Annotated in this window: 11 protein-coding genes and 1 other annotated feature; of the genes, 4 read left to right on the forward strand and 7 right to left on the reverse strand. The window is 70.1% G+C overall.

Annotated elements, in window-relative coordinates:
• Positions 1-133: 133 nt before the first annotated feature.
• The 3 genes from G5B46_RS16060 to G5B46_RS16070 are packed head-to-tail and all read right to left on the reverse strand — an operon-like array spanning position 134 to position 2,973.
• Complete coding sequence (locus G5B46_RS16060) at positions 134-601, reverse strand: hypothetical protein (protein WP_165260292.1); 468 nt, start codon at positions 599-601, stop codon at positions 134-136.
• A 21-nt stretch (positions 602-622) separates the two neighbouring features.
• On the reverse strand, positions 623-1,843 hold the full coding sequence (locus G5B46_RS16065; protein WP_165260294.1) for an acyl-CoA dehydrogenase family protein: 1,221 nt from the start codon (positions 1,841-1,843) through the stop codon (positions 623-625).
• A 14-nt stretch (positions 1,844-1,857) separates the two neighbouring features.
• Entirely contained in the window at positions 1,858-2,973 is a 1,116-nt protein-coding gene (locus G5B46_RS16070) for an acyl-CoA dehydrogenase family protein (RefSeq protein ID WP_165260296.1), read from the reverse strand.
• A 146-nt stretch (positions 2,974-3,119) separates the two neighbouring features.
• Here G5B46_RS16070 and G5B46_RS16075 point away from each other — a divergent pair, with 146 nt between their 5' ends.
• Entirely contained in the window at positions 3,120-3,671 is a 552-nt protein-coding gene (locus G5B46_RS16075) for a hypothetical protein (RefSeq protein ID WP_165260298.1), read from the forward strand.
• Between the two features lie 71 nt (positions 3,672-3,742).
• Here the strand turns inward: G5B46_RS16075 and G5B46_RS16080 are convergent, their stop codons facing one another.
• The 3 genes from G5B46_RS16080 to G5B46_RS16090 all read right to left on the reverse strand — a co-directional run bounded on the left by G5B46_RS16080 (position 3,743) and on the right by G5B46_RS16090 (position 6,290).
• Positions 3,743-4,411 (reverse strand): OmpW family outer membrane protein, encoded by a 669-nt coding sequence (locus G5B46_RS16080; RefSeq protein WP_165260300.1) that lies wholly within the window; start codon positions 4,409-4,411, stop codon positions 3,743-3,745.
• Positions 4,412-4,495: 84 nt separating this feature from the next.
• Positions 4,496-5,404, reverse strand: a complete 909-nt coding sequence (locus tag G5B46_RS16085; RefSeq protein WP_165260302.1) for a hypothetical protein — start codon at positions 5,402-5,404, stop codon at positions 4,496-4,498.
• A gap of 49 nt (positions 5,405-5,453) precedes the next feature.
• Positions 5,454-6,290 carry a hypothetical protein gene (locus G5B46_RS16090; protein WP_165260304.1) on the reverse strand — a complete coding sequence of 279 codons (837 nt, stop codon included), beginning with the start codon at positions 6,288-6,290 and terminating at the stop codon, positions 5,454-5,456.
• Between the two features lie 179 nt (positions 6,291-6,469).
• Here G5B46_RS16090 and pepN point away from each other — a divergent pair, with 179 nt between their 5' ends.
• From pepN to G5B46_RS16105, 3 genes are all read left to right on the forward strand, one after another.
• The gene (gene pepN / locus G5B46_RS16095) at positions 6,470-9,061 is read left to right on the forward strand and encodes an aminopeptidase N (RefSeq protein ID WP_165260306.1); all 2,592 of its coding nucleotides are present in this window, start codon (positions 6,470-6,472) and stop codon (positions 9,059-9,061) included.
• A 295-nt stretch (positions 9,062-9,356) separates the two neighbouring features.
• Positions 9,357-11,894 (forward strand): PAS domain-containing sensor histidine kinase, encoded by a 2,538-nt coding sequence (locus tag G5B46_RS16100; RefSeq protein WP_165260308.1) that lies wholly within the window; start codon positions 9,357-9,359, stop codon positions 11,892-11,894.
• A 51-nt stretch (positions 11,895-11,945) separates the two neighbouring features.
• Positions 11,946-12,323: a VOC family protein gene (locus tag G5B46_RS16105; RefSeq protein ID WP_165260310.1), complete on the forward strand. Its 378-nt coding sequence runs from the start codon at positions 11,946-11,948 to the stop codon at positions 12,321-12,323.
• A 7-nt stretch (positions 12,324-12,330) separates the two neighbouring features.
• Here the strand turns inward: G5B46_RS16105 and G5B46_RS16110 are convergent, their stop codons facing one another.
• Complete coding sequence (locus tag G5B46_RS16110) at positions 12,331-13,779, reverse strand: SulP family inorganic anion transporter (RefSeq protein WP_165260312.1); 1,449 nt, start codon at positions 13,777-13,779, stop codon at positions 12,331-12,333.
• Between the two features lie 46 nt (positions 13,780-13,825).
• Positions 13,826-13,879, reverse strand: a sequence feature (sul1 is cis-regulatory element that is thought to sense ions involved in sulfur or methionine metabolism; They are found in Alphaproteobacteria).
• Positions 13,880-14,009: the final 130 nt, after the last annotated feature.

A 14,009-nucleotide genomic window follows, 5' to 3' on the forward strand; every position in this document is an offset into this window, starting at 1 on the left:
TCATGAGCCGCCCGCCCCGAGACTGTCAAGCTCGCCGACCAACGTTCATCAACTCTTGTTTGACGTGCCTGAAATGGAACGGGTTTTGGCGGGCAGGAGCTGGCGAAGTCCGTGTATTTTCACGGTTTCTAGCTCAACCGCGCTCGCGTCTCACCCGCTCGACGGCCCTCAGGATCTCGTCCCGATTCTTCGCCGACTTGGCCCAGGCCGGCAGCCGCGAGACGACGGTCCGATTGCGTGGCCCGGCTGGATCGGCCGGCCCCTGCTCCACCCTGATGCGGCCCGACAGGTAGGTTTCGAGATAGTCGAGATGATCCTCGTTCCAGGCCACGAGGTCGCCATGACGGGTCACCGCGCGGAAGCGGGGCGCCAGGCCCATGAACGGGTCGATCGGCGCGCCGTTCGGCGTCTGCGGCCGTTCCCGCGTCGCCCCGCAGTCGCGACAGACCATCCGGCGCGCGGCGGACGCCCGCACGTCGGAGGGATCGCGCGGCAGGATCACCGCGAACCCGCCGCACGCCGGGCAGTCGACGACAAGCCGCCCCAGAAAGTCGTCGGGCAACCGGGCAGGAACCACCGAACGTCCGTCGCCGCCCGCCATGCCGCCCCCTGTCGTCGTCGCCTACCTTCCCGTCGGCATATCCTTGAACGCCACGTCCTTGTCGACCCGCACGTCACCGGGCAGGCCCAGCACCCGTTCGGCGATGATGTTCTTGAGGATCTCGTCGGTGCCGCCGGCGATGCGCAGGCCCGGCGCCCACATCAGGCTTTGCTGGAAGGCCGCGCCGGCGGCGGCTTCGGGGCCGCTGAGGATGCCGTATTCGCCCTGCATCTCGACGGCGGTGTTGGCCAGGTCCTGCAACTGGTTGGCCGAGATGATCTTGCCGATCGAGCTTTCCGGGCCCGGCGTCTGGCCGCGCGACAGGGCGGTCATGGTGCGGAAACGGGTGAACTTCAGCCCCTGCGAGGCCACGAACCAGTCGGCCAGCTTCTCGCGGAAGGCGTCGTTGGACAGCGCCGGACCGTCTTCGCCCGGCAGGGCGCGGGCGAGCTCCATGACCTCGCGGTAGTTGGGGCCGGCCGAACCGCCGACCGCCAGGCGCTCGTTCATCAGGGTGACCAGGGCCACCTGCCATCCCTGCCCCACCTCGCCCAGGCGTTGGCTGTCCTTGACCCGCAGGTCGCTGAAATAGACCTCGTTGAACTCGCGCCCGCCCGACATCTGGTGGATCGGCCGACACTCCACGGCCGGATCGCGCATGTCGATCCAGAACATGGTCAGGCCCTTGTGCTTGGGCACGTCGGGATCCGTCCGCGTGAGAAGGATGCCGAAGTCGCTGTAGTGGGCGCCGGTGGTCCAGACCTTCTGGCCGTTGATCACCCACTCGTCGCCGTCCCTGACCGCCCGCGTGCGCAGGGCCGCGACGTCGGAGCCCCCGGCCGGCTCGGAGAACAGCTGGCACCAGATCTCCTCGCCCTTCACGGCCGGCGAGACGAAGCGCTTCTTGGTGTCGGTGTCGGAGAAGGCCATGACCGTGGGCACGCACATGCCAAGGCCGATGGTGAAGTAGCCGTAGGCGACGCCGGCCTTGCCCTCTTCCTGGCCGAAGATGACGGATTCGATCGGCGTGCCACCGCCCCCGCCCACCGCCGCGGGCCAGGTGATGCAGGCGTAGCCGGCGGCGGCCTTGCGGGCCTGCCAGGCCTTGGCGGCGGCCATGTGCTCGGGCGTGTTGGCCTTGGGCTCGCCATGCTCGGCCCGGTGGGCGACGGCGGCCTCGGCCAGCCAGGCGCGGGCCTTTTCGCGGTAGGCGGCTTCGGTGGGGGAGTCGTTGAAGTCCATTGTCCTGTTCTCCCTTAAGCCGCGTTCTTCTTCTCGAGCTCGCTGACCAGCCGCTCCTTCCAGAGCCTCGGCGAGCCGGCGACCAGGGAGAGCTGCCGCGAGCGGCGGTAGTAGAGGTGGCAATCCACCTCCCAGGTGAAGCCCATGCCGCCGTGCACCTGGACGCTTTCCTTGGCAGCGAACCAGAACGCCTCGGAGGCGGCGATGCGGGCGGCGGCGGCGGCCGTGGGCAGCTCGGGAGCATCGTCGTTGAGCGCCCAGGCGCCGTAATAGGCGTTGGAGCGGGCGACCTCGTTCTTGACGTACATGTCGGCCAGCTTGTGCTTGATGGCCTGGTAGCCGGCGATCACGCGCCCGAAGGCGTAGCGGCCCAGGGCGTACTCCTTGGCCATCTCCAGGCAGCGGTCGGCGCCGCCCAGCTGTTCGAAGGCCAGCAGCACGGCGGCGCGGTCGAGAATGGCCTGCACGAGGTCGAAGCCCTCGCCCGCCCCGCCCAACCGCTCGGCGGCCGCGCCGTCGAAGGTGAGCCGGGCCACGCTGCGGGTGGGGTCCAGGCTCTCCAGGGTCTCGCGCTTCACGCCGGGGCCGGTCAGGTCGACCAGGAAGAGGCCGGGCTTGCCGCCCTCGCCGGCCAGGACGATGGCGGTGTGGGCGACGTCGCCGTCGGTGACGGGGATCTTCACGCCCGAAAGCCTGCCGCCCTCCACCCGGGCCGACAGGGCCGAGGGGGTGAGCGCGCCGGGGCCCTCGCTGACGGCCAGGGCCCCGATCAGCTCGCCCGCGGCGACGCGGGGCAGGATGGCGGCCTTCTGGGCGGCCGTGCCGTGGGCCATGACGGCCTCGGCCAGGATGTAGACGGTGGAGGCGAAGGGGATCGGAGCGACCGCGCGCCCCAGCTCCTCGGCGATGGCGCAAAGCTCGACCCGGCCAAGGCCCAGGCCGCCGTGCTCCTCGGGAATGGCCGCGCCCAGCCAGCCCTGTTCGGCCACCGCGGCCCACAGGGGCGCATCATAGCTCCTGGCCGGATCGTCGAGCACGCCGCGCACCACCGCGGGCGGACAGCGCCCGCCCAGGAACTTGCGGGCCTCGTCCTTGAGGAACTTCTGGTCGTCGGAATAGTCGAAATCCACGGCCGTTTCTCCCTGCGGCCGCTCTTGGCGACGGCCGTTGAAGAGACGATGACCCAGGTCGAAACGCCTGGAAAGATTGACCCGGCGTCAAGGATTTCGAGATTTTATAGCCGCTTATCGCGAGTCAGCCGTCGTTTCGGAGTCCCATGGCCAAGACCGTCTTCCAGCGGAACCAGAAGGTGTGGGTCGAGAGCGTCGGCGCCTGGGCGACGATCGAGAAGATCGTGCCCATCTGGGCCAAGGGCTTCGACGAGCCGGTGCGGGTGACCTACGACGTGGGTCTGGGCCGCGAATTCCTGGCCCATGAACTCAAGCCCGAAGACAGGATGGACCCGCAGGAAGGCGGCGTGCTGTCGAACTGGCGCGTGCTGCGGGCCCGCAACAAGTGGCAGCAGGAGGGCGACTGCCTGCACCACCCCTTCCCCGGCACCTATCCGGTCGTGGTCACCGACACCAACGACTGGGGCGGCTGGCGCACGCCCGGGGCCGAGTACGACCGCGACCCGCGCAAGATCGAGTTCCAGGCCAAGCTGATCGCCGCCGCCCCGCGCCTGCACGCCCTTTCGCGCGAGATCATGACGCTGGTCGGCGACCATCCCGAGGACGCGCCCCCCGCCCTGCTGGCCCTGGCCCAGAAGGCCGCGGCCATCGAGCGGGAACTGCACGAGACCCCGGCGGCGGGAACGGTGGAGGGCTGAGGCCTTCAGCTTCCCTCCCGTCCTTCCCGCCCTTGTGGCGGGAATGACGGGAGTGTTGAGGTTTCCGGGAACTAGAACCGCCGCCCCACGCCCACCGAAACCACCATCGGATCCAGGTTCACCTTCGACTTCAGCGCGCCGCCGTTGATCTTGGCGTCGGTCTCGAACCACACCTTCTTGACGTCGACATTGATGACGTAGGGACCCTTCACGGCAATGTCGGCGCCCGCCTGCAGCGCGTAGCCGAAGCCGTCGTCGAGATCGACGGTGAAGCCGTTACGGTCCTTGCCGCTGTAGAAGATCATGTAGTTCAGTCCCGCGCCGACATAGGGGTTGAAGCGGGCCTTAGGCGCGAAGTGGTATTGGGCCGAGACCACCGGCGGCAGCACCCAGGTCTTGTGCACGACCACGTCGGTCCCCGGCCCCACGGCCTTGACGGTGTGCTGGGTCGTGCCGGCGATCACCTCGACGGCGAGCTTGTCGGTCAGGAAGTAGGAGACCCCCAGCGTCGGCTTGACGTCATCCTTGACGTCGGCCTTCAGGCCGCTGGCGACCCCGGCCGAGGTGACGATCGGGTCGCCCGCGTCGGGCGCGACGCTGGTGGCGCGCAGGTTGACCTGCCAGGTCCCCTTGGCGGCGGGCGTGAAGGCCTCCTGGGCGTGGGCGCCGGTCGCGGCGGCGGCGAGCGTCAGGCCGGCGGCGCCCAAAGCGGCAAGGTGAGCGAGGCGGAGGGCGGTCATTGGTCTTATCCCCTTGGATCGGCGACGCATCGAGGCGTCGACAGGGGTGATGCGCCCGCCCGCGCATCCGGACATTGATCCGCCTCAAGCCCTCGAGAAGCGGCCCTCCTTCCAGGCGCGCCAGGCCAGCCAGACGACGGCCAGGACACAGCCCGCCAGCAGGGGGACCGAGCTTTCCGGGCCGCCCTCACCTCGTAGCCAGGCGATCAGCACGCCTCGCCCCGGCTCGTAGATGAAGGCCTCGGTAGAGTCGTAGCCGCACTGCAGCGAATAACCGCCGATGACCGCGCCCACCAGCGCGCCCCAGCCCATGAACAGGCCCAGCCCCAGCCACAACCGTCGGCGTCGCAGCCAGACGAGGGCGAGGATCGCCCCGCCCAGGGCTGCGTTCGCGCGCTGGATCGGCGGATGCTCCACGTCAAACGATAGGATCCAGAAAGCGGCGAGCGCCGCGAGCACGACGCCCACGGCCGGTCCCAGCGCCTGCGTGCCCAGCCGCGCGATCCCGCCCTGCACCACCAGGCCCAGCAAAAGTCCCCCGAACGCTCCCTGGGAAAGGCCGGAGGCCAGCGCCCAGCGCCAGTCGACGAGAGGCGGCGGCCGCCAGACCACGCCGCCGCTCAGGGTGAGCACGCCCATCAACAGGCCGAAGGCGAGCACGGCCAAGGCGATCCCACGCCCCAGTTCGGGAAGCGCCGAGGCCGGGGCCAGCTCGGACGGCCAGCGCCTTTCGGCCAGCCGAACCAGCAGGACATAGGCTCCGACCGCCGCCGCGATCGACGCCAGGGCGGCCAGTGGCCCCGCAACCAGGTCGATGTAGAACCTAGCGCCGGACGCACGGCTGAAGGCCAGGTCGATCCCGACATGGACGGCCCCCATCGTGGCGAAACCCGCGATGCCGGACGCCGCCATCAGGATCATCGCCCAGACCAGGATGACGATCCGGCGCCCCGGAGCAAGGCGACCGGGCGACGGCGCAAGCGTGTCTGACATGGATTCAAGCCTCCCCAATCGAATTCGTCGTCCCGCGCGCCCAGTCGCCTCAAGCGCGCGTAAAGCGGCCTTCCTTGAAGGCCCTCCAGGCCAGGAAGCCGGCCACCAGCGCTCCACCGGCCAGCGCCGGGACCGAGGTGTCGGGTCCGCCAGGGCCGCGCAACCACGAGATCAGCGACCCCTGCTCCGGCGCGAAGATGAACGCCCGCGCGGCGTTGCCGTCGTCCCCGTGGTAGAAGCCGCCCTTGACGACGGTCATGAGCCCGTCCCAGGTCGCGACCAGGCCCATGCCGAGCCACAGGCGTTCTTGGCGCAGAAAGATCAGGGCCAGCGTCAGCCCGTCGATCAGTGCGCCGAGTTGCGCGTTGACGTGCACGCGTCCACCGGTCCACCAGGCCGCCGCGAAGGCGGCCGCGACGACGCCGAACACCGGCCCCTGCGCCTGGGCCAGCAGCCGGGTCAGCACGCCCTGAAGCACGATGGCCGTCAGCACGCCGGAAGCGATCCCGAAGGCCAGGCCGGCGGAGATGTGGCCAAGCCAGGTCCCCACAGGCGGCGGGCGCCACGCGATCGCGCCGGCCAACGTCAGGACGGCCATCAACAGGAGGAAGGCCGCAGCGGCCAGGCCCACGCCTCGCGCGGCCTCGATCCAGGCGCCGCGCGGCGCGAGCTCGACGACGGCGCGTCGCTCGACCAGACGCACCAGCAGCCAGTAGACGCCGACGAAAGCGATCCCGGCGAGCGGCGAGGCGAGCGACATGTACAGGCGCAGGGCCTCGTCGCTCAGCGATGCCTCCGGCCGCAGGATGACGAACAGGCCGACCAAGAGCGGGCTGACGCTCTTGTAGACGCCGAAGCCCGCGATGAAGACGGCCGCGGCCAGCACGGGCGCCCAGACCAAGGCCCCCAGGACGCGGAATGGCGACCCCTCCGGCGCAGGCTCGGAATTGGCGACCTCTGACACTTGCAAACACCCCCGGTTACATCGCCAACTTAACCGATAAATCGACAAGCCGCGCAACCGGCGGCCTCGCCCCCGACCCGACGGGCGACTACATTGGCCGGATGCGCACCGAAACGCCCCAGCCGATCCGGCTCTCCGACTACCGCCCGTTCCCGTTCGAGATCGAGACGACGCACCTGTCGTTCCAGCTGGCGCCGTCCGCCACGCGCGTGACCGCCACGCTGAAGGTGTGCCGCACGGGCCAGGCCGGCGAGGCCCTGGCGCTGAACGGCGAGCGGCTGGCGCTGAAGTCGATCGCCATCGACGGCCAGGCCCTGAGCGCCAACCAGTACCTGCTGGACGACGAGCGGCTGGTGATCGCCGAGGTCCCCGACGCCTTCGAACTGACCACCGAGGTCGAGATCGATCCGTCGGCCAACAAGGCGCTGATGGGCCTCTACATGTCCGGCGGCCGGTTCTGCACCCAGTGCGAGGCCGAGGGCTTCCGCACCATCACCTTCTTCCCCGACCGGCCGGACGTGCTGAGCCGCTACACGGTGCGGATCGAGGCCGACCAGGCGTTCGAGCATCTGCTGAGCAACGGCAACCTGATGGAGGCCGGCGAGCTCGACGGCGGCCGTCACTACGCCGTCTGGAACGACCCCTTCCCCAAGCCGGCCTATCTGTTCGCCCTGGTGGCCGGGCGGCTGGACGTGCTGGAAGACACCTTCGTCACCATGAGCGGCCGCACCGTGGCGCTGAAGGTGTTCGTCGATCCGGGCCAGGCCTCGCGCGCGGCCTACGCCCTGGACGCCCTCAAGCGCTCGATGAAGTGGGACGAGGAGGCCTTCGGCCGCGAGTACGACCTCGACCTCTTCATGATCGTCGCCGTGCGCGACTTCAACTTCGGGGCCATGGAGAACAAGGGGCTGAACATCTTCAACTCCTCGCTGCTGCTGGCCGAGCCGGAGACGGCGACCGACTTCGACTACGAGCGTATCGAAAGCGTGGTCGCCCACGAGTATTTCCACAACTGGACCGGCAACCGCATCACCTGCCGCGACTGGTTCCAGCTGTGCCTGAAGGAAGGCCTGACGGTCTTCCGCGACCAGAGCTTCAGCGCCGACATGCGCGGCGCGGCCGTGCAGCGGATCAAGGACGTCAAGGCCCTGCGCGCCCGACAGTTCGCCGAGGACGCCGGCCCGCTGGCCCACGCCGTGCGGCCGTCGAGCTACCTGAAGATCGACAACTTCTACACCGCGACCATCTACGAGAAGGGCGCGGAGATCATCCGCATGCTGAAGACCATCCTGGGCGCCGATGCGTTCCGGGCCGGGCTTGATCTCTATTTCGAGCGCCACGACGGCGAGGCCACGACGGTCGAGGCCTTCATCGCCTGCTTCGCCGAGGCTTCGGGGCGGAACCTGACCTCGTTCTTCTCCTGGTACGAACAGGCCGGCACCCCCGCCGTGTCGCTGACCCACGCCTATGACGCCGCCGCCAAGGCGCTGTCGATCACCCTGACCCAGAAGACCGCCCCCACCAGCGGCCAGCCGGTCAAGAAGGCCCTGCCGATCCCGGTGACCATCGGCCTGCTGGCCCAGGACGGCCGGGCGATCCGCGACAGCGAGGTGGTGCTGCTGGAGGGCGAAAGCCTGACGGTGCGCTGGGAAGGCGTTGCGGAAGCCCCCGTGATCTCGGCCCTGCGCGGCTTCTCGGCGCCGGTGACCCTGACCACCGACGCGCGCGCCGCCGACGCCTACGTGCAGTTCGCCGCCGACCCGGACCTGTTCAACCGCTGGGAGGCCGGCCAGGGCCTGGCCCGCGACCTGATCCTGGCCCGCGCGGGCGGGAACCCCGACGAGGTGGGCGAAGAGCGCTACGCCCAGGCCCTGGGCCGGGCGCTGGACGACGACGCCGCCGATCCGGCCTTCAAGGCGCTGCTGCTGGCCCTGCCCAGCGAAGGCGACCTGGCGCTGGCCGTCGAGCCGGCCGATCCGGCCGCGATCCACGACGCCCGCGGCCTGCTGCGGGCCCGCATCGCCGTGCACCTGGGCGAGCAGCTGGGCCGCATCCACGGCGCCATGCAGGGCGACGGCGAGTTCTCGCCCGACGCGGCCTCGGCCGGTCGCCGGGCGCTGCGCAACGCCTGCGTCGACCTGCTGGCGGCCGATCCGCACGCCGACAACGTGCAACGCATCGTCGGCCACTTCGAGGCCGCGGCCGCGCTGACCGACGCCATGGGCGGCCTCTCGGCGCTGCTGGCCGTGGGCGGCGAGCCCTGCGAGCAGGCGCTGGCGGCCTTCCACGCCAAGTGGCGGCACGAGCCGCTGGTGCTGGACAAGTGGTTCTCGGTGCAGGCCCGCGATCCGTCGGAAGGCGCGCTTTCGCGCGTGCTGGCCCTGACCGGGCACGCCGACTTCGACGCCGGCAATCCCAACCGCTTCCGCGCCCTGGTGCAGGGCTTCGCCAGCGCCAACCCCGCCCGCTTCCACGATCCCAGCGGCGCGGGCTACCGCTTCCTGGCCGACCAGATCCTGGCCGTCGACGGCTTCAACCCGATGACGGCCGCCCGCCTGGTCGAGCCCCTGGGAAGCTGGCGGCGCTACGTGCCCGCGCTTGGCGACCTGATGCGGCGCGAGCTGGAACGGGTGAAGTCCGCCCCGGGCCTATCGAAGAACGTGCTGGAGCTGGCGAGCCGGGCGCTGGAGTAGAAACCTCCCCCTTTGGGGGAGGCGGCCGAAGGCCGGTGGGGGGCCGTTTTCAGCTTCCGATGCATCGGGCCAAGGCCCAGATCACTCCCCCACCGATCGCTTCGCGATCACCTCCCCCACGGGGGGAGGTCCCTTGGGCGGCGAGCCTGAGGTGATTCCTCCGCGCAACGGTTGCGACCAAAGCGCTCATCCCCCGCTTATTCGCCTCTCCCCCGGGTGACGGCGCAGCAGCGGGTACGGTAGATTCACCATGTCGGCGAACTGACTCGCCTGGGGTGCTTCGGAGCTTTTAGCGTTGCGGATCGGCGGGGCGAAACCCGGAAGACCGGCGAAGGCCGGACTTTCGGCTGCGGGCGTGGCTCGCATACGCGCCGCCCGGTCGTCGCAGGCCTATGTCCGCATCGTCATTCTGGCCGCGCTGCTGCTGCTGGCCGTCTACACCGCCCTTGGCCTGCACAGCCTGCAGAAGGAAGCCTCCGCCCCGCCAGGCGGCGCGGCCCTGGCCGCCCAGGCCCAGATCCTGGCCGGCAAGGTCGAAACCAACCTGGCGGCGCAGCGCGCGGGCCTCTCGGCCGCCGCCGACCTGCTGGAACGCGATCCGACCTCGGCCATCGACGCGGCCGAGACCGCCCTGCGCGCCGCCGGCGGCGAGGCCATGGCCGTGGCCGTGACCACCAACGCCGAGGTCCTGGCCGTCGCGGGCCGCGATCCCTCCGCCGACTGGCGCCTGGCCGCCCGTGCGGCCGCCTCGTCGGGCCGCAGCGTCTGGGTCGGCGGCGTCGGCCGCAGCGGCCGCCTCTACGTGGCCATGGCCGCCCAGACCAGCGCCGGCCGCGGCTATGTCATCGCCGCCGGCGATCCTTCGCGCCTGCTGGGCGAGCCGGGCAAGGAGCGCTCGGTCGCCCTGTTCCTGGCCGACGGCGGCCTGCTGGTCGGCGCCGGGCGCGCCGTGCAGGGCGCGGCCAGCCTCAGTCAGGCCTACACCCTCTCGGTCGAGGACCTGCAGGGCGGCGCGGCCGCCCTGACCGGGCGCGGCGTCGACGGCTCCAGCCTCGACGTCTCCTTCGAGCCGCTGGCCCAGGGCGCGCTGATCGCCGCCGTCAGCACCCCCAGCCACACGGTGGCCAACATCAATCGCCAGGTCATGGAAGGCGTGCTGACGCTGACCATTCCGCTGGCCGCCGGCATCGCCCTGGCCTTGATCCTGATGCTGCAGAGCCGCCGCGCCGAGGCCGCCCAGCGAGAGTTCATCGACAGCGAGCAGCGCTTCCGCCTGGCCGTCGAGGCCGCGCGCTGCGGCATCTGGGAATGGGACCTGCGCTCGGACGAGGTCTACATGTCCGACGTGACCGGCGCGATGTTCGGCTGGGGCGGCGGCGGCGTGGCCCCCGGCCAGGACCTGGTCGAGCGGATTTCGGCCGACCATCGCGACCGCGTGCGCCAGGCGCTGGCCAACGCCGCCCAGTTCGGCGCCTTCGACGTCTCGTTCCGCATCCCGGCCCGCGAGCACGGCGGCCGCTCGATCTGGGTGGACGCCCGCGGCCAGGGCTTCGGCAAGCCGGGCGAAGACGGCTATTCGCGCATCATCGGCGTGGCGCTGGACGTCACCGAGGAACGCCTGGCCCAGGCCCGCGCCCAGGCCGCCGAGAACCGCCTGCGCGACGCCATCGAGAGCGTGTCGGAAGCGTTCGTGCTCTGGGACCGCCAGGGCCGCCTGCTGATGTGCAACAGGAACTACCGCAACGTCTTCTCGCTGGAGCCCAAGCTGCTGAAGCCCGGCGCGGCCCGCGCCGAGGTCAACCGCTTCGCCGCCCTGGCCGTGCGCCAGGAAATCCCCGACCCGACCGGCGCCAAGGGCGTGCGCGAGGCCGAGCTGAACGACGGCCGCTGGATCCAGATCAGCGAGCGCCGCACGGCCGAAGGCGGCCTCGTGATGACCGCCGCCGACATCACGGCCATCAAGACCCAGGAAGAAGCCCGCCGCCGCAACGAGGAGCAGCTGCAGAACGCCGTCGCCGGCCTGGAGCGCAGCCAGGAGCAGCTGGCCGAGCTGGCCCGCAAGTACGAGATGGAGAAGGTCAAGGCCGAGGGCGCCAACAAGGCCAAGAGCGAGTTCCTGGCCAACATGTCCCACGAGCTGCGCACGCCGCTGAACGCCATCAACGGCTTCTCCGAGATCATGATGAACGAGATGTTCGGCCCGCTCGGCGACCAGCGCTACAAGGGCTACAGCCTCGACATCCACAACAGCGGCCAGCACCTGCTGGCCCTGATCAACGACATCCTCGACATGTCGAAGATCGAAGCCGGCAAGATGGCCCTGAAGTTCGAGCCGCTGCACCTGGAGGACGTCACCGAGGACGCCGTGCGCCTGGTGCGCAACCGCGCCGAGGCCGCCGGCCTGAAGCTCGAGGTCGACTTCCCGCCCCTGCCCGAGATCGAGGCCGACTATCGCGCGGTCAAGCAGGTGCTGCTGAACCTCCTGAGCAACGCCATCAAGTTCACCCCCCGCCAGGGCCGCGTCGTCGTGCGCGCCGAGATCCGTCGCGATCCGCTGGGCGAGCGCGTGAAGGTGTCGGTGACCGACACCGGCATCGGCATCGCCGCCGAGGACCTGGCGCGCCTGGCGCGTCCGTTCGAGCAGGTGGAAAGCCAGCACTCCAAGACCACGCAGGGCACGGGCCTTGGCCTGGCGCTGACCAAGTCGCTGGTCGAGATGCACGACGGCGCGCTGGAGATGGTCTCGACCCCCGGCGACGGCACCACGGTCAGCTTCACCCTGCCGATCAGCCAGAGCAGCCCGATGCAGGTGCGCGACTACGCGGTGGCGTAAGCGCCCCGTTTGGCGCCAAGCTGCCCGGATCGCCAATCCGGGGTTTGGGCCATGTCAGCCATCGCAGGCGTTCCCGTCGCCTTCGTCCATGTCAGCGACCGCCAGCGCGCGCTCGACTTCTATGTCGGCAAGCTGGGGCTTGCGGTGCGTAGCTCCGACCCGTTCGGCGACTTTCTGGAGGCGGGCGCGGCGCTGATCCGCCTGACCGCCCTGCCCGACTACAAGGCGAGCGCCCATCCGGTGGTGGACTGGCACGTCGAGGACATCGAGGCCGGCGTGCGGGCGCTGACCGGGCGCGGCGTGGTCTTTACGATCTACGAGGGCTTCGGCCAGGACGCCCTGGGGATCTGGACCGCCCCCGGCGGCGGCGCCAAGGTCGCCTGGTTCGCCGATCCCGACGGCAATGTGCTGAGCCTGTCGCAGGGGTGAGAGGGTCTCAGGCCGTTCCCAGCCTGGCCACCAGCGCTGAACCCGCCTCGTCCAGCCCCACGACCTCCACCGCCGCGCCCTGGCGGCGATAGCGCGCCGCCACCTTGTCGAGCGCGCCGACGGCGGTGAGGTCCCACAGGCGCACGCCGGTCATGTCGATCTCGACGCGCTGGGGATGGCCGTGGAACTCGAAGCCGGCGGCGAACAGTTCGGCCGAGACGAAGAACAGCTGGCCCTCGACGACATAGCGGCGAGCGGTCTGCGTGCTGTCGTCGCGCTCCTTCACGCTGATCATCTTGCCCACCTTGCGGGCGAAGAACAGCACGCTGAGCAGCACGCCCAGCACGACGCCCTTGGCCAGGTCGTGGGTGATCAGCACCGTCACCGTCGTGGCGAGCATGACGATGGTCGACTGCAGGGGCGTCGAACGCAGCTTGCGCACCGAGTTCCAGTCGAAGGTGGTGAAGGCGACCATGATCATCACCGCCACCAGGGCGGCCATGGGGATCTTCGCCACCCAGTCGCGCAGCACGAGGATCAGGATCAGCAGGAAGAGGCCCGCCCAGAAGGTCGACAGCCGCGAACGGCCGCCGGACTTCACGTTGATGATCGACTGGCCGATCAGGGCGCAGCCAGCCATGCCGCCCAGCAGGGGCGAGACGATGTTGGCGATGCCCTGGCCGCGGGTCTCGCGGTCCTTGTCGGACGGGCTGTCGGTCAGGTCGTCGAGCAGGTTGGCGGTCAGAAGGCTTTCCAGCAGGCCCACGAAGGCCAGGGTCAGCGACACCGGGGCGATGATCTTCAAGGTCTCCAGCGTCAGCGGGACGGCCGGCAGGTGGAAGCCGGGCAAGGCCGTGGGCAGCTGACCCATGTCGCCGACGGTGCGCACCGGCAGGTTCAGGGCGATGGCTGCGGCGCTGAGCGCCAGGATCGCCACCAGCGACGAGGGCACGGCCTTCGTCAGGCGCGGGAAGAGATAGATGATCGCCAGGCCCGCCCCCACCAGGGCGAAGGTCTGCCAGTTGCCGCCGATCAGCTGGGGCAGTTGCGCCATGAAGATCAGGATCGCCAGCGAGTTGACGAAGCCGCTCATCACCGAGCGCGAGACGAACTTCACGTAGCGGCCCAGGCGCAGCAGGCCGATGACGATCTGGATGACGCCGGTCAGCAGGCTGGCGGCGAACAGGTACTCGATGCCGTGGTCGCGCACGAGGCCGCCCATCAGCAGCGACATGGCCCCGGTGGCGGCCGAGATCATCGCCGGCCGCCCGCCGACGAAGGCGATGGTCATGGCGATGACGAAAGAGGCGTAGAGGGTCACCGCCGGATCGACGCCGGCGATGAAGGCGAAGGCCAGCGCCTCGGGGATCAGGGCCAGGGCGACGACCGTGCCGGCCAGCAGGTCGCGGCCAGGATTGGCGAGCCATTGCTGGCGCGTCTTGGCGAGGAAGCTCATGGGGATCGGTCTTGCGTGGTGCGGCGGCGCGCGATCGCGCCGCGAAGGTTTCCCGAGGGATCGGCGCCCGGGGTAGCCATCCGGCGAGGCCGGATCCGTTGTGCGGCTTGGTGATGCCGCATCCGACCGCGCGGGGCAAGCGCCCCGTCGGCGAACTATTTTTGCGCGTCGGCTGGTCCAACTTGCGGTTTCGTGCTCCGCCTGCGTCAAGCTTAGGGGGCCGGCGAAAA

Source organism: Caulobacter sp. 602-2, assembly GCF_011043625.1.
In the GTDB taxonomy this organism is placed as follows: domain Bacteria; phylum Pseudomonadota; class Alphaproteobacteria; order Caulobacterales; family Caulobacteraceae; genus Caulobacter.